Source organism: Streptomyces tsukubensis (genome assembly GCF_003932715.1).
Classification (GTDB): domain Bacteria; phylum Actinomycetota; class Actinomycetes; order Streptomycetales; family Streptomycetaceae; genus Streptomyces; species Streptomyces tsukubensis.
Map to the genome: position 1 here is coordinate 7424029 of NZ_CP020700.1, position 15285 is coordinate 7439313.

The 15285-nt window shown below is 74.2% G+C and carries 15 protein-coding genes; 10 read left to right on the forward strand and 5 right to left on the reverse strand.

Annotated features, from left to right (window positions below):
- The first annotated feature begins 227 nt into the window (after nt 1-227).
- The 7 genes from B7R87_RS30860 to B7R87_RS30890 all read left to right on the forward strand — a co-directional run bounded on the left by B7R87_RS30860 (nt 228) and on the right by B7R87_RS30890 (nt 7955).
- The gene (locus tag B7R87_RS30860; RefSeq protein WP_130584791.1) at nt 228-1607 is read left to right on the forward strand and encodes a wax ester/triacylglycerol synthase family O-acyltransferase; all 1380 of its coding nucleotides are present in this window, start codon (nt 228-230) and stop codon (nt 1605-1607) included.
- A 135-nt stretch (nt 1608-1742) separates the two neighbouring features.
- Complete coding sequence (locus tag B7R87_RS30865; protein WP_006345074.1) at nt 1743-2603, forward strand: Fpg/Nei family DNA glycosylase; 861 nt, start codon at nt 1743-1745, stop codon at nt 2601-2603.
- A 432-nt stretch (nt 2604-3035) separates the two neighbouring features.
- Entirely contained in the window at nt 3036-3839 is an 804-nt protein-coding gene (locus B7R87_RS30870; RefSeq protein ID WP_006345073.1) for a LytR/AlgR family response regulator transcription factor, read from the forward strand.
- Between the two features lie 226 nt (nt 3840-4065).
- Nucleotides 4066-4329 carry a hypothetical protein gene (locus tag B7R87_RS30875; protein WP_006345072.1) on the forward strand — a complete coding sequence of 88 codons (264 nt, stop codon included), beginning with the start codon at nt 4066-4068 and terminating at the stop codon, nt 4327-4329.
- 190 nt (nt 4330-4519) lie between these two features.
- Entirely contained in the window at nt 4520-4900 is a 381-nt protein-coding gene (locus B7R87_RS30880) for a hypothetical protein (RefSeq protein ID WP_006345071.1), read from the forward strand.
- Nucleotides 4901-4989: 89 nt separating this feature from the next.
- Nucleotides 4990-6741: a sodium/solute symporter gene (locus B7R87_RS30885; RefSeq protein ID WP_040912963.1), complete on the forward strand. Its 1752-nt coding sequence runs from the start codon at nt 4990-4992 to the stop codon at nt 6739-6741.
- On the forward strand, nt 6738-7955 hold the full coding sequence (locus B7R87_RS30890; protein WP_006345069.1) for a histidine kinase: 1218 nt from the start codon (nt 6738-6740) through the stop codon (nt 7953-7955). The genes B7R87_RS30885 and B7R87_RS30890 overlap by 4 nt, the downstream gene beginning before the upstream one ends.
- A 91-nt stretch (nt 7956-8046) precedes the next feature.
- Here B7R87_RS30890 and B7R87_RS30895 read toward each other — a convergent pair whose 3' ends face one another.
- Complete coding sequence (locus B7R87_RS30895) at nt 8047-8517, reverse strand: hypothetical protein (RefSeq protein WP_006345068.1); 471 nt, start codon at nt 8515-8517, stop codon at nt 8047-8049.
- 281 nt (nt 8518-8798) lie between these two features.
- The gene (locus B7R87_RS30900) at nt 8799-9368 is read right to left on the reverse strand and encodes a sigma-70 family RNA polymerase sigma factor (protein WP_006345067.1); all 570 of its coding nucleotides are present in this window, start codon (nt 9366-9368) and stop codon (nt 8799-8801) included.
- A gap of 469 nt (nt 9369-9837) precedes the next feature.
- Here B7R87_RS30900 and B7R87_RS30905 point away from each other — a divergent pair, with 469 nt between their 5' ends.
- On the forward strand, nt 9838-11121 hold the full coding sequence (locus B7R87_RS30905) for a CapA family protein (RefSeq protein ID WP_006345066.1): 1284 nt from the start codon (nt 9838-9840) through the stop codon (nt 11119-11121).
- Nucleotides 11122-11186: 65 nt separating this feature from the next.
- Here the strand turns inward: B7R87_RS30905 and B7R87_RS30910 are convergent, their stop codons facing one another.
- Nucleotides 11187-11657, reverse strand: coding sequence for a universal stress protein (locus B7R87_RS30910; protein ID WP_040912962.1), 471 nt, complete (start codon nt 11655-11657; stop codon nt 11187-11189).
- 223 nt (nt 11658-11880) lie between these two features.
- Between B7R87_RS30910 and B7R87_RS30915 the strand changes: the two genes are divergently transcribed.
- Nucleotides 11881-12747 (forward strand): polysaccharide deacetylase family protein, encoded by an 867-nt coding sequence (locus B7R87_RS30915; protein WP_130584793.1) that lies wholly within the window; start codon nt 11881-11883, stop codon nt 12745-12747.
- Nucleotides 12748-12823: 76 nt separating this feature from the next.
- Here B7R87_RS30915 and B7R87_RS30920 read toward each other — a convergent pair whose 3' ends face one another.
- Nucleotides 12824-13477 carry a class F sortase gene (locus tag B7R87_RS30920; RefSeq protein WP_006345063.1) on the reverse strand — a complete coding sequence of 218 codons (654 nt, stop codon included), beginning with the start codon at nt 13475-13477 and terminating at the stop codon, nt 12824-12826.
- A gap of 369 nt (nt 13478-13846) precedes the next feature.
- Between B7R87_RS30920 and B7R87_RS30925 the strand changes: the two genes are divergently transcribed.
- Nucleotides 13847-14515, forward strand: coding sequence for a hypothetical protein (locus B7R87_RS30925; protein ID WP_130584794.1), 669 nt, complete (start codon nt 13847-13849; stop codon nt 14513-14515).
- A 123-nt stretch (nt 14516-14638) separates the two neighbouring features.
- Here B7R87_RS30925 and B7R87_RS30930 read toward each other — a convergent pair whose 3' ends face one another.
- Nucleotides 14639-15244: a hypothetical protein gene (locus B7R87_RS30930; RefSeq protein WP_130584795.1), complete on the reverse strand. Its 606-nt coding sequence runs from the start codon at nt 15242-15244 to the stop codon at nt 14639-14641.
- Between the last annotated feature and the right edge of the window lie 41 nt (nt 15245-15285).

Consider the following 15285-nt stretch of genomic DNA (forward strand, 5'->3'; position numbering starts at 1 on the left):
TCCGTAGAGCGACCCCAGGTGACCGTAACCGATCGAAGGTGATCGGGCCGGTCGGGAAGGCGCGGTGAGCGGGGCCGTCCCCCGGGACCCCGGCGAACCCCTGCCGACGACCGCGCGGTGCGGACCCCCGGCCCCGCCCGCCGACTGCCGCCCGCCGCCCGCGGTCACGGCACCGCAGCCGACACGCGCCCCCCGGAGCACGTGGACACCGTGAGCACGAGGACACCGTGAGCACCGAGCGACTCGCCCCACTCGACCTGGCGTTCTGGCATCTCGAATCGGCCGGGCACCCGATACACCTCGGGGCCCTCGCCGTCTTCGCCCCCGACCCGGCGGGCCCGCCGCCCGCCGCGCACGCCCTGCTGTCGCTGCTCGCCACCCGAGCCGGGGCCGTCCGGAAGCTGCGGACGCGGGTACGGGACGTACTGCTGCCCGTCGGCGGCGCGGCCTGGACCCCGGACACCGACTTCGACGTGACCCGGCACGTCCACCGGATCCGGCTCCCCGGTGCGGCACCCGTGGAGACGGAGGCCGTCGCGCTCGCCGGAGGGCTGATGGAACGGCCCCTGGAGCGCGGCCGTCCACCGTGGGAGATGTACCTCCTCACCGCGGCGGACGGCGGCCCCTTCGCCGTCCTGGTCAAACTCCACCACGCGCTCGCGGACGGGATGCGCGCCGTGGCCATCGGCTCCGCCATCTTCGACGAGCTCGCCGACCCCCGCGGGGTGCGCGCCAGGGCCCGGGCGCGGATCCGCGAGGCCGCAGCCCCCGCGCCCGCCCGCCCCTGGTTCAACGACCCCGGACGGCTCGTCGGGGCCGCCCGGGACCGGATCGACGGACTGGGCCGCGCGGTCGGCGTCGGTGCCTCCGTCGTCCTGGCCAGCCGGTTCGACCCGCGCGCCCTGCCGCCCTCCCTGGCCGCCGGGGCCGGCGGCACCCGGCGGCTCGGTACGGCGGTCCTCGACGCCGAGGACGTACGGCTCGCCCGCAAGGCGTCCGGCGGCACCACCAACGACGTCCTCCTCGCGGTCGTCGCCGGAGGGCTGCGCCGCTGGCTGGCCGGGCGCGGCGAACCCCTGCCGGAGGACGGCCCGCGGGCCCTGGTCCCCGTCTCCCGCCGCCGCCCCGGCGGTGCTTCCGGACCGGGCAACGACCTCTCCGCGTACCTCCTCGACCTGCCCGTCGCCGAGCCCGACCCCCGCACCAGGCTCGCCCGGGTCCGCGCCGCCATGGACCGCAACAAGGAGGCCGGTCCGCTGCGCGGCGCCGGAGCCCTCGCCGTACTCGCCGACCAACTCCCCCCGATCGCCCACCGCTTCGGCGCGCCCCTGGCGGGCGGGGCGGCCCGGATGCTCTTCGACCTGCTGGTCACCAGCGTGCCGCTGCCGAGATCGGAGCTGTCCTTCGGCAACTGCCCCCTGAGGTCCCTCTACCCGATGGCGCCGCTCGCCCGGGGGCAGTCCCTGGCCGTGGCCCTCACCTCCTACGGAGGGCGGATCCACGTCGGGCTGGTGGCCGACGGGGAAGCGGTACCGGACGTGGACCTGCTGGCGCGGGCCACGGCCGACGAGCTGACGGAGCTGGCGGCCCTCGCCGCCGCGGACTGACTCTCCGTCCTGCCGTGGCGGTACGGGGACGGGCCCGCCGCACCGGCTCCGGCCCGGGGACGGACGCACATCCGCCGCCGTCCGGCGCGGGGCCGTCGACCTGCGGTGGTGCCGGGGCTTTGGCACTCTGGACCCATGCCCGAACTGCCCGAAGTGGAATCGCTGCGAGGCTTCCTCGACGAGAAGCTGACGGGCCTGCGCATCGCCCGGGTGCTGCCGCTGTCCATCAGCGTCCTCAAGACCTACGACCCGCCGCTCAGCGCCGTCGAAGGCGCCGAGGTCACCGCCGTCGGCCGGTACGGCAAGTGGCTCGACATCCGCGCCGGGGGACTCCATCTCGTCTTCCACCTCGCCCGCGCGGGCTGGCTGCGCTGGTACGACGAACTGCCCGCAACGCCCCCGCGCCCCGGGAAGGGACCGCTCGCCCTGCGGACCGTCCTCGCTTCCGGCGCCGGATTCGACCTCACCGAAGCAGGCACCACCAAACGCCTCGCCGTCCATCTCGTCCGGGACCCCGCAGAGGTCTCCGCCATCGCCCGGCTCGGCCCCGACCCGCTCGCCGAAGGCTTCGACCGGGCCGCCTTCGCCGCCGTCATCGCGGGCGAGAAACGACAGCTCAAAGGGGCTCTGCGGGACCAGAGCCTGATCGCGGGCATCGGCAACGCCTACAGCGACGAAATTCTGCACGCGGCACGGATGTCCCCCTTCAAACAGGTCCGGCAGCTCGACGAGGCCGAGACCACCCGGCTCTACGAGGCGCTGCGCACCACCCTCGGCGAAGCCGTCGACCGGGCGCGGGGCGTCGCCGCGGCCGGCCTCAAGGCCGAGAAGAAGAGCGGACTGCGGGTCCACGGACGGACCGGCGAACCCTGCCCGGTCTGCGGGGACACCATCCGGGAGGTGTCCTTCAGCGATTCGTCGCTCCAGTACTGCCCGACCTGCCAGACCGGCGGAAAGCCGCTCGCGGACCGGCGGATGTCCCGCCTGCTCAAGTAGGCGGGGCGACCGCGGCCGCGGCCGGCCGCGGAGCCCCGTGAGGTGCCCCGCCCGACCGTGGCCCGAGCACCGGAGACAGGCCCGGGTCCTGTCCGGGCGATCTTCGGGGATCGGCCCGCGGCTCCCCCGGCCCTGCGGCTGGGTGGGGTCCCGGATGCGGTGCATCGCAGGCGGCGGGGGTCCGCCCCCTGGCTTCGCCGGGCCCCCACCGGCGAAGCCAGGGGGCGATCATCCTCGTACGCACGGGGATTCCGCCCCCTGGGCTACCGCCCGGGGGACCCCCACCGCGCCCGAAGGGCCGCGGGGGAGTACTCGGGTGATCACGACGACGCAGCGTGGGGGTACCACCCGGGCCGCCAGGCCCACGGGGAATGCCGTAGCTGTCGTCCCGGGCCCGACAAGATCGCCCGGACAGGGCCTAAACTCCGCACCATGCTGCGTGCCCTCGCCGTCGACGACGAACGCCCCGCGCTGGAGGAACTCCTCTATCTGCTCCGCTCCGACCACCGGATCACCAGCGCCGAAGGCGCCACCGATGCCACCGGTGCGCTCCGCCGGATCACCGCGGCCCTGGACCCCGGAGCCGACGGCGAGGGCGGCGGACTGGATGTTGTTTTCCTCGACATCCACATGGCCGGGCTCACCGGACTCGACGTGGCCAGGGTCCTGGCCCGCTTCGCCCGGCCGCCGCTGATCGTCTTCGTCACCGCGCACGAGGGCTTCGCGGTCCAGGCGTTCGACCTGAAGGCCGTCGACTACGTACTCAAGCCGGTCCGCCGGGAGCGGCTCGCCGAGGCCGTACGCCGGGTCTGCGACCAGGTCCGCGCAGCTCGCGACACCCGCCCGCCGGAGGGTGCGCCGCACGCGGCGGCCCCCGCCGGACCCGGCCCCGTGCAGAGCAGCGCCGCACAGATCCCGGTCGAACTCGGCGGGGTCACCCGTTTCATCCCCATCGACTCCATCGCCTATGTCGAAGCCCAGGGCGACTACGCCCGGCTGCACACCGCCGACGGGAGCCATCTCGTCCGCGTTCCGCTGTCCGCGCTGGAGGAGCGGTGGGCGGTGCACGGCTTCGTACGGATCCACCGCAGCCATCTCGTCGCGCTGGCCCGGATCGACGAACTGCGCCTCGACGCCGGAGCCACCACCGTCCGGGTCGGCACGGCCGAGCTGGCCGTCAGCCGCCGCCACGCCCGCCAACTGCGCGATCTGCTGATGCGGCACGCGGGCGGCTGACGTACCGCCCGCGGGTGCCGTACGGCCCGGCCCGTACCCGCCCCGCATCCCGCGCCCCGCGCCCCGCATCCCGCGCACGGGGCAAGCGGCCCGCGGGCGACCGCTCGGCCGATCCGGGCGACCGTTCGCCGCCTCGCGGCGGCCGTCCGCCGAACGGTGCCGTCGCCTGCCCGCACCGCTGCCGTCCCGCGTCCTAGCCTTGATCAGTGGGTAGTGAAGGGATCCGATGTCCGATATCGAAGCGCTGCTGGAGGAGCTCCGGAAGCTGCCGGACACCCCGGCCGCCAGCACCCGTGAGCTGCAGGCGCTGCTCGGCACCGTGAAGAGCGCCGCCGGGCGGTGGGCCGATGTGCTCTACGCCGTCCAGGAGTCGGCGCACGGTCTGGTCGGCCCGCGTGCCGAAGCCGCCCTCACGGTCGCCTTCCGCCGGGCCGAGGAGTCGTACGTCGAACTGGAGATCGCGCTGAAGGACTTCGGCCCGTCCCGCTGACCTCCGGCCCGGCACCGCAAGCCGGTCCCCGGGCCGTCCGGGAGACGCCTACCGCCGGTGAAACCATCCTGCGTAGACTCCCGTTGCCGTAAGCCCACGGCGGCCCGCCGACCGCTGCCGCCCGCGGGCCCCGGACGCCCATCGCCCCGGCTCGACCGGGACCGCGGCCCGACCGAGAGAGCAGGGGACCATGCCGGGAGACCAGCGGCCCCGCCGCGAGGTGGTGACCGGAGTGCCCCGCACCGGCCGCCGGGCCCCCGGGTACGCCCCCGCCCGCTCCGAGATCACCGAGCAGACGGCCCTCGGCGCCGCCTACGTCCGCTCCCTGATGCGCAGCCAGCTGCGGACGGCGCTGCACACCGTGGGGACCCTCGCGCTCCTCGTCGGCACCCTGCCGCTGCTGTTCGCGCTCCCCGCCGCCTTCCACGGCAGTGCACCGTCCCCGCAGCTCTTCGTCTGGGCCGTGCTCGGCTTCGGAGTCCATCCGGTGATGTGGCTGACCGCCCGCTGGTACGTGCGCCGCGCCGAGCGCAACGAACGCGATTTCCTCCGGCTCCTCGAAGGCCGCTGACCGGTGCCGATATCCGCACGTACCGGTATATCCGGCCCGGGGCCCGCCGTGCCCCGCCGCCGTACCCCCGCGCCCCTCCGGCGGTGCCGGTGAACCAGACCTATGCGGTGACCGCCGTGACCGTCGTCGTCGTGGCGACCCTCCTCATCGGCGGCCTCGGGCTGCGCATCTCCCGTACCACCTCCGACTTCTACGTCGCCTCCCGTACCGCCGGGCCCCGTCTCAACGCCGCCGCCATCAGCGGCGAATACCTCTCCGCCGCCTCCTTCCTCGGTATCGCCGGGCTCGTCCTCCTCCAGGGGCCGGAGATGCTCTGGTACCCCGTCGGCTACACGGCCGGATACCTCGTCCTGCTGGCGCTGGTCGCCGCCCCGCTGCGCCGCTCCGGTGCGTACACGCTCTCCGACTTCGCCGAGGCCCGGCTGGAGTCCGCCGCCGTGCGCCGGCTGGCGTCCCTCTTCGTCGTCGGCATCGGCTGGCTCTATCTCCTGCCGCAGCTCCAGGGCGCGGGCCTCACCCTGGAGATCCTCACCGGGGCCCCCAACTGGGTCGGCGGGGTCGTGGTGGCGGTCGTCGTCACCGGCGCGGTCGCCGCGGGCGGCATGCGGAGCATCACCTTCGTCCAGGCGTTCCAGTACTGGCTCAAACTGACCGCGCTGCTGGTGCCCGCGCTCTTCCTGGCCGCCGCCTGGGCCGCCGACGACGCACCCCGGGCCCGTTTCGACGCCCCCGCCGTCCTGCGGGAGCACACCACCGTCACCGTCGACGACACCGTACGGATCGAACTCGCGAAACCCCTGACGCTGACCGTCGACGGCACGGTCGACGGCATCCGCCACGACCACGGCACCATCACCCTCGGCGAAGGGGCCCACCGGATCGACGCCGGAACCCGCGTCGGACTGCCCGCGGGCTCCGAAGTACCCGAGCGGGTGACCTCCGAAGCCGATCCGTCGAGCTGGTCGCAGCCGCTCTCCGGCGGCCACGACGGATCCCATCTGTACGCGACCTACGGACTCATCCTGGCCACCTTCCTCGGCACCATGGGCCTGCCGCACGTCGCCGTCCGCTTCTACACCAGCCCCGACGGCCGGGCCGCCCGCCGCACCACCCTCGTCGTCCTCGGACTGGTCGGCGCGTTCTATCTGCTGCCGCCCGTCTACGGCGCCCTCGGCCGGATCTACGCCCCCGAACTGGCCCTCACCGGAGCCGCGGACGCCGCCGTACTGGTGCTGCCGGAGCGGGTGCTCGGCGGGGTCGCGGGCGATCTGCTGGGCGCCCTCCTCGCGGGCGGCGCATTCGCCGCGTTCCTGTCCACGGCGTCCGGGCTGACGATGGCGGTCGCCGGAGTGATCTCGCAGGACGTGCTGCCGCCGCGCGGAGTGCGCTGGTTCCGGCTGGCGGCCCTGCTGGCCGTGGCCGTCCCGCTGGCCGCCAGCACCGTCGCCGGAAACGTGCCCGTCGCCGACGCCGTCGGACTTGCCTTCGCGGTCTCCGCCTCCTCCTTCTGCCCGCTGCTCGTCCTCGGCATCTGGTGGCGCCGGCTCACCCCGCCCGGGGCCGCCGCCGGACTCGTCGTCGGCGGCGGCTCGGCCCTCACCGCCGTCATGGCCACCCGCGCCGGACTCGCCCCCGAGGGCTGGACACACGCCCTGATGGCCTGGCCCGCGGTCTGGTCGGTGCCGCTGGGCTTCCTCACCATGGTCCTGGTCTCCCTGGCCACCCCCCGCCACATACCCCCGTCGACCACCGCGACCCTCGCCCGGCTCCATCTGCCGGAGGACCTCGCGGGCGGCCCCGGGCAGCCCGAACCGCCCCCGGGCCGAGGAGGAACGCGATGACCGGTACGGGAATGGCCGCCCTGGCCACGGCCGGAGCGGTCCTGCTGGCCGCCGGGATCGTCGTCGGACGGCTCACCGCCCGCCGCGGCGACCGCGCCGATCCGGGCCTCGGCACCCCCGTGGAGCGGGCCACCTTCCACACCCTGCACACCGCTTCCCTGGCCGCGCCGCCGCTGCGGGCCGGGCTCACCGAGGACACCGCCCGCAAGGCCGCCCGCAGGCTCCGCTCCCTGCTGGGCACCGAGGCGCTCTGCCTCACCGACCGCGACCGTGTCCTCGCCTGGGACGGACCGGGCGCCGACCACCACGAGCGCCGGGTGATGGCCCGGGTCGCAGACGTCCTGGAATCCGGGCGCGGCACCACCGTGGAAACCCGCTGCGAACAGCTGGAGTGCCCGCTGCGCTGGGCCGTCATCGCCCCGCTGACGGGGGAGGACGGCGTTCTCGGCACCCTCGTCGCCTACGGGTCGAGGGAGTCCGCCGTGCTGGTGCGGGCCGCGACCGAAGTCGCCCGCTGGGTCTCCGTACAGCTGGAACTCGCCGAACTCGACCGCTCCCGCACCCGGCTCATCGAGGCCGAGATCCGGGCCCTGCGCGCCCAGATCTCCCCCCACTTCGTCTTCAACTCCCTCGCCGCGATCGCGTCCTTCGTCCGCACCGACCCCGAGCGGGCCAGGGAACTGCTGCTGGAGTTCGCCGACTTCACCCGGTACTCGTTCCGGCGCCACGGGGAGTTCACGCACCTCGCGGACGAGCTCCGCTCCATCGAGCAGTATCTGGCGCTGGCCGGGGCCCGGTTCGGGGACCGGCTGAAGGTGACGCTCCAGGTGGCGCCCGAGGTACTGCCGGTCACCCTGCCGTTCCTCTGTCTCCAGCCCCTGGTGGAGAACGCGGTCAAACACGGTCTGGAGGACACCACGGGTGAGCGCCGGATCACCATCGCGGCCCGGGACGCGGGCGCGGAGGCGGTGGTGACCGTGGAGGACGACGGGGTGGGCATGGACCCGGCGGAGCTGCGCGGGATCCTCGCGGGCGAACGGCCCGCGTCCTCGGGAATCGGGCTGTCGAACGTCGACGAACGACTGCGTCAGGTGTACGGGGACGGACACGGGCTGGTCATCGAGACCGGGGTGGGGGCGGGGATGAAGGTCACCGTCCGGATCCCCAAATACCGTGCGGGGGTGCATTCGTCACCGGGGCGCCGTCCCCTGTGAGCCCGCTGCCCCTGTGAGTCCGCCGCCTTCTGTGCCCGCGGGCCCGGGCGCCCGGGTGAACCGGTCCGGGGCCGCTGCCGGGCCGGTGCCGTCAGAAGAGGTGGATCGCCAGATGCCCGAGCGGCAGCCCGAGCTGCCAGGCAGGGGTCCACACCCGGGTCTGCTCGTCGACGGTGCCCGCCCGGCCCGCCGCCTGACGGTGCGCCGAATCGTCCCCGAGGTCCGTCGTCAGCAGCTCGGTCCGGCTGAGCCACTGCCACGACTCCCGCGCCAGCAGCAGATCGGGCGCCGGACCGCTGCCGAGCGACCTGCCCCGCTCCTCGCGCGCCGTCAGCCTCTGCTCCACCCACTCCGGCCACGGATGCCCGTAGGCGGTGCGGTTCAGCCACTCCTCGATGCTGGCCACCGCATGCGCCCCGGCGAACTCGCCGGAGCCGTCGCAGAGGTAGACGGTGAGGGCCAGGGTCTCGCGGCCCGCGCGGTACTCCAGCGAGCCGCCGTCGACGAGGGCGCTGCCGCGCAGCATCTCGTCGGCGATGTACTCGGCGCAGAACCACGCCATGGGCACGTCAGGGGTTTCTCCACCGGTGTCGTTCGTACTCTCGGTCTGCACCGTTCCCACCTTCTTCCGGACGACACGGTGTCGGTGTCGGTTCCGAGACGAGCCTCTACCGAGTGACACGGCCCGCGGCGCATCTTTGCTCAACTTCACCGTGACGTTTCGCACTCCGGGGGTATGTGCCGTGGCCACAGGGGGACACGAGGTGAGCGGGACGGCCGGTGCTCACGTGATGGCCCCGGCGGGCCGAGGCGGGCGGCGCGTCGGATCCGGGGCGCGCGATATCACGCGGCACGCCGACCGGTCCGGTCGTACCCGGGCAGCCGAGGGGCCAGGGCGCGCAGCGCGTAGTGCGTCCGTGACTTGACCGTGCCCGGCGGGATCCCGAGGGATTCGGCCGTCTCCCGGACGCTCAGGCCCTGGAAGTACAGCCGGTCGAGGACGGCCCGGTGGTCCGCGCTCAGCGAGCCGACGGCGGCCCGGACGTCGAGCCGGGCGACTGTGCTCTCGGTGGGGTCGGTGGGGTCGACGGAGTCCGCCGGGTCGGGCACGGTGGCGAGCACCCCGTCCCCGATCTCCGCGGGACGGGCGAGCCGCGAGCGCCGGGCGTCGATGGCGAGCCGCCGCCCGACCGTGAACAGCCACGGGCGCATGGACTCGTAGGGACGTTCGAAGGCCTCCGGGTGCTGCCAGGCCCGGACGAGCGTCTCCTGGACGAGGTCCTCGGCGCGCTGCTGGTCGCCGTAGGTCAGACCCTGGAGAAAGCTCAGCAGGGCGGGGCCGTGTTCGCGCTGGAGTTCCGCGATGGCCCCCTCGTCGGTGGTCGCGGAAGCGATCAGGGTTGCCGTCGCCATGGTTCAACACCTCTTCTCTTGCGTCCGGTCCGGTGGGCCGGTGGCGCGGATTGCAGGGTCGGGCGGGACGGGACCGGGTCGGGCGGGGAACCGGCACGGAGCTGCCGGACAGGGGCCGTGGCCGTATGGAAACCAATGCGGGGCGGCCGGAGAAGCCGGTGCGGCGCGGTCCGTAGGCGAGCGGTCGGCCCGGGTCGACGAGTGGTGCGACGAGCGGGCGGCCGGATCCGGCCCGCCGGTGCGACGGGACGGTGAACGGTCCCTTCCGGGTACGCGGCCGACCGGCCGTTCACACCGTCCGGCGGCCGTGCCGGTGCCGCCGATGCGGTGACCGTGCCCGCGCTCTGCGCCGTGTCGCTTGCCTTCCGGCGACCCACCCTGTGCATTCGGAGGAACGGAATATCGGATTGTCGTATCGGTACGTTCTCCGTCGGGCCCCGGTGCCGACGCGGGTTGGGAGCAGCAGCGCATGGGACGGGACCGGAACAGCGGAAACAGCCGGAACGGGTGGCGTACGGCACGGCACCGCGGAAACGGCCGGAACGGGTCGCGTACGGCACGGCACGGCGGCACGCTCGGACGGTACGGGCCCCCGGTGCTCGCCGCCCTGCTGCTCACGGCCGGGACAACGGCCTGCACCGCCCCCGAACGGGAACCGGCGAAGCCCCGGTCCTCGCCGTCCGCCGCCGGGGGCGCGGCGGCCGACCGCGCTTTCACCCTCGTCGCCAGCGGCGACGTCCTGCCCCATGACTCGGTGATCTCGCGGGCCCGCGGCGACGCCGACGGATCGTCCGACGACGGCTACGACTTCCGCCCCATGCTCGCGGCGGTCCGCCCCTTCGTCTCGGCCGCCGATCTGGCGATCTGCCATATGGAGACCGTGTACGGCGCCGACGGCGACTACCAGGGCTATCCGGCCTTCACCTCGCCGCCGCAGGTCGCCCGCGGACTCGCCGCCACCGGGTACGACGCCTGCTCCACCGCGTCGAACCACAGCCTGGACGACGGCGCCGACGGAATCCGCCGCACCCTGGACGCCATGGACACCGCAGGACTGGTCCACCACGGCTCCGCCCGTACGGCCCAGGAAGCCGCGCTGCCCGGCCGGCTCAAGGCGGGCGGTGCCGAAGTCGCCCACCTCGCGTACACCTACGGCACCAACGGACAGCCGCTGCCCGAAGGACAGCCCTGGGCCGTCCGGCTCATCGACGAGCAGCAGATCCTCGACGACGCCCGGGCCGCCCGCCGGGCCGGCGCCGATATCGTCGTCCTCAGCCTGCACTGGGGCACGGAGTGGCAGACCGACCCGGACGAACAGCAGCTCACGCTGGCCAGGAGCCTCACGGCCGCCGCCACCGGAGGCCGCCCCGACATCGACCTCGTCCTGGGGACGCACGCCCATGTGCCCCAGGCCTACGAGAAGGTCAACGGCACCTGGGTGATCTACGGGATGGGCGACCAGATCGCCGGCCCCATGTTCGACTACACCGGCGCCCGGGACCACCGCGGAAACATGGGCTCCATCGGCCGGTTCACCTTCGCCCCGCCGAAGACCCCGGGCGGACGCTGGGAGGTCACCCGGGCGGAGTTCGTACCGCAGTGGTACGACACCGACGCGGGACGGGTCGTGAACCTCCCGGCCGCGCTCGCCGAGGACTCCGGCCGTGACGACCTCCGCGAGGTCCAGGACGGCATCGCGGAAGCCGTCCTGAGCCGGGGCGCCGCGAAGGACGGTCTGACGATGGCCCGCTGAACCGGCCGCCGCGGGCTACCGGGGCGGCGGGAGCTGTCCGGGCCGGCAGGATCCGGCAACGGCCCCTACGGGACCACCGTCACCGGCCAGCGGCCCGCCTTCACCAGCTTGACCGCCACCGAACCGATGAACCGGTGTCCCGCGGACTCCGAGAGCCCCACCACCACCGCATCGGCCTTCAGATCGTCGGCCGCCTGCACCAGACCGTTGTACGCGTCCCCCGGGAAGGTGTGGAACTCCCAGCGGACGTCCCAGATGCCCCGCACCCGCTCCGTCGCCGCCCGCACCTCGGCCACCAGTTCCTCCGCGACCTGCCCGGTGGTGTCCGCCACCGGCACCCCGAGGGCCGCGCCCGCCGCCATCACCGGCTGCACGTACACGATCGCCAGCAGCGCGTTCTGCCGCCGGGCCAGCCCACCCGCGTACGCCGCGGCGCGCAGGGAGGAGTCGGATCCGTCCACACCGGCGACGATCACCTTCGGGCCGTCGGTACCGCGTTCGAAGGACGAGGCCGGAGAGGAGCGGGGAGTTGTCACACCACCGAGGGTAAGCCGCCCGCCGCGGATCGGGCCCGAGGGAGGTCCGCGCCGGTCCCGCGGGGTGGGCGGCGCACGGATCGAATGCTCCGGGCGACCGGTCGGCGACCGCATCGGCCGAGCGTGCGAACGCAGCGCTGTTCGACTGCTCCCATCGGGTAATTTCCTTCCGGGCCGCGTGTTGATCAAGCTCGCGGACCGGTCGTCGTGCGAGCTGTTGGTCATGAAGAAGGATCAGACGCCACCGCATCGCCGCACCGTGCTCCGGATCGCCGCGGGCATCGGCGCCCTTGCCACCGCCGGCCTCCTCGTCACCGAGGGGACCGGCGGGCGGACCGTGGCTCCCGGGCCCGCCGTGGGGGGCGCGGGCGGCGCGCCGGGCCGTCCGGCGGCCGGTGCGGCGGGCGCCGCGGGCCACCGGGCCCGGGCCACCGCCTACCGGCTCCAGCCGATGACCGGGATCCCGCGCGGGCTGCGCCGGGTCCGGCCGCCGGTGCGCGAACACCCCTTCCTCAGCCTGCCGTCGACGGGCCGGACCATGGTGCTGACCTTCGACGACGGGCCGGACCCCCGCTACACCCCGGAAGTCCTGGACATCCTCGCGCGCTACGACGTCCCCGCGATGTTCTTCGTCTGCGGCGAGACGGCCGATATGTACGGGGATCTCGTACGGCGGATGGCCGACGACGGGCATGTGGTGGGCAACCACACCTGGTCCCATCCGCTGATGCCGTCCTTGGCGCCGTCCCGGATCCGCGACGAGATGGGCCGGACCAGCGAGGTCGTCGAGGAGCTGGTCGGCCAGGCGCCGCTCTGGTACCGCGCGCCCTTCGGGGCCTGGAACCGGCACTCCTTCGAGATCGGCGCGGAGCTGGGGATGGAGCCGCTGGCCTGGACCGTCGACACCCTGGACTGGACCGAGCCGGGTGCCGGGACCATCGCCAGCCGGGTGCTGGACGGTGCGGCGCCGGGCGTGGTGGTGCTCTCGCACGACGCCGGGGGAGACCGCTCGCAGAGCGTGGCCGCGCTCCGCAACTATCTGCCGAAGCTGCTGGAAGCGGGATACACGATCACCGTCCCGCAGCGCTGAAGCGGGCCGGGGCCGAAGGCCACCGGCCCCGGCCGCCCCGAAGGTCCGGAAGCCCTGCCCGGCCGGTCCCGGACCGTCAGCGCGAGGAGACCATCCGGGCGAAGACCACCACATTGCCGTCGTAACCACCGGACCGGCTCCAGCCGCCGCCGCAGGTGATCACCCGCAGCTCCGGATAGCCGGTGTCGCCGTACACCTGGGCGCCGGGGAAGTCGTCCTTGGCGTACACCTCGACCCCGTACACCTCGAACACCGCCTTCTTCCCGTCGAGCCGGTCGACCTCGACCCGGTCGCCCCGCTTCACCGTGCCGAGCCCGTAGAACACCGCAGGACCCGACGTATTGTCGACATGGCCCGCGATGACCGCCGTACCGCGCTGCCCGGGCGCGACACCGTTCTGGTACCAGCCCGCGAACTCCGGCGCGTCGGCGGGTGGTGCCTCGATCCAGCCGTCGGCGTCCAGACCCACGTTCATCAGCGGGGCGTCCACGTCGATCGCGGAGATCCGCACCCGCTCGGCGGGCGCGTGCGGCAGGGCCTTCGACACGGTGGGCCCGGCGAAGACCTCACCGTCGGTACGGCCCAGGGAGGCGGCGGCAGCGGGCTGGGGCGGGCCGAGCGCGACGTCCACCCCGTTCTTCATCAGGGCGATCCCGGTGAGCATCACCAGCGCCAGCACGCCCCAGGGCGAACGCCGCCGCGGCCCCGGGTCGTCGAAGTCCGCGCCCATCGCACCTCTTCCCTCCGGCCGCCGCGACCGGACACCTCCGTCCGGCCACCGGTGACTCCCGTCGATTCCCTGGGCACGGTAGGTGAGCCGGAGGGCCCCGGCGATCCGGACGGGGCGAACGGGTGGCGCCGTCCAGCCGGGGTGACCCATCCGTGTCAACGCCCCGGCGTGACTTCCCCGATCCGGGTGACGGTGTGTGACCTGCGGATCCGTACCGGCCATTCGGCGCGTCGTGGGCGTGTCGGCTCACCGGGTCGGACGAGCGCCGACATGCGGTCCCCGGCCCGCCCGGTGAGGGTTCGTCATGGAAGGCGTACTCGTCGAAAAACCCGGAGCGCCGCTCCGGGCGTCTTCCGCTGGAGGTTCACGATGCGTGCTTCACGCGCTCTCGCAGTGGCCGCGGCCGCGTGCGTGGCCGTCGGTGTCCCGGCGCCCCTGGCGGTCGCCGGCGGCGGTGGCGGGGACGGCAGGGACAACCGGGACACGGGGCCGTTCGCCATCTCCGTCCATCCGCGCTCGGTCCACGAGGGCGGCACCCTGACGGTCACCGTGCGCGGCTGCTCCCGCGGCGGGACGGTGACCTCGAACGCCTTCCCCACGGCCCGGCTGGAGCACCGGGGCAACGCCGAGTTCCGCGACGGCGCCGACAACCGTGACAGCCGTGAAGGCCGTGAAAGTAACGACAACAGAGGCGACGGCGAGAACCGGGAGTCCAGAGACAGCAGAGAGAACAGGGACAACAGAGAGAACAGGGACAACAGGGACAACAGGGGTGATGTGCAGACCGCCTTCGCCCGGGTCTTCGACCGTGCGGCGCCCGGTGAGTACAACCTGGCCGTCCGGTGCACCGGCGGCAGCCGGGTGGAGACCGCCGAGTTCGCCGTGCTCCGCGGCCGGGGCGCGCGCGGCGGCCTCGGTGGTTCGATGGGACCGACGACCGCCGAGATGGCCGTCGGCGGTTCGCTGGTCGCCGCCGCGGCGCTCGGCGGAGCCCTGGTGATCACCCGCCGCCGGCGGGCCTCCGGCGAAGCCGCCTGATCCGGACGAACCTCCCGGTCGGCGAGTCCGCCCGCGGCGCGGGATCCCGCAGGGGGCGGCGCCGCGGGCTCCGCGCCGTATCCGGGGTATCCGGGGTATCCGGGTGTCCCGGGCATCCGGGCCTCAGTGGCGGCGGCCGGCGTTCCGGCGGCGCAGGGCGAACGCGGTCCCGGCCGCGGCCGCCACGACGAGCGCCGCTCCCGCCGCGACCTCGGTGGTACCGGCGCCGCCTCCCACGCTGCCGCCGAGCCCGCCGCGGACGCCCTGCGGTGTCACGGTCGCCGTGGCCGACGCGGTGCGCGTGGCGGTGGCGGTGGCGGTACGGCTCGCCGAGGGCGCGGGGGACGCGGTGGCGGACGGCGGCCGGAAGGTGGAACTGGTCGTCGGGCTGGTGGTCCCGCCGCTGATCGTGAGGATGAACGTTCCCTGCTGGTTGCCGCAGGTGAAGCGGACCGAGTACTGGGCGCCCCGGCGGGCGTCCGTGTCCACGGTCGCCGTGGCCGAGGTACCGGGCCGGATGGTCGCCGTATCGAAGATCCCGGACGAGGCGGTGGCCGTGGTGGGGCAGTTGCTCGCGGAAAGCGCGATGCGGCCGCCGGGCGCGACGGTGGACGGCGAGACGGTGAACCGGACCGGGTCGCCGTCGCCGCCCGCCCGGGCGACGGGAGCGGCCAGGGCCAGCACGGTCGCTCCCAGCAGAGCGGCGGACGCGGCACGTATCGCACGCATGGGCATTCCTCCGGGTCCCCGAGGAGCAGACGCGGAAGCGG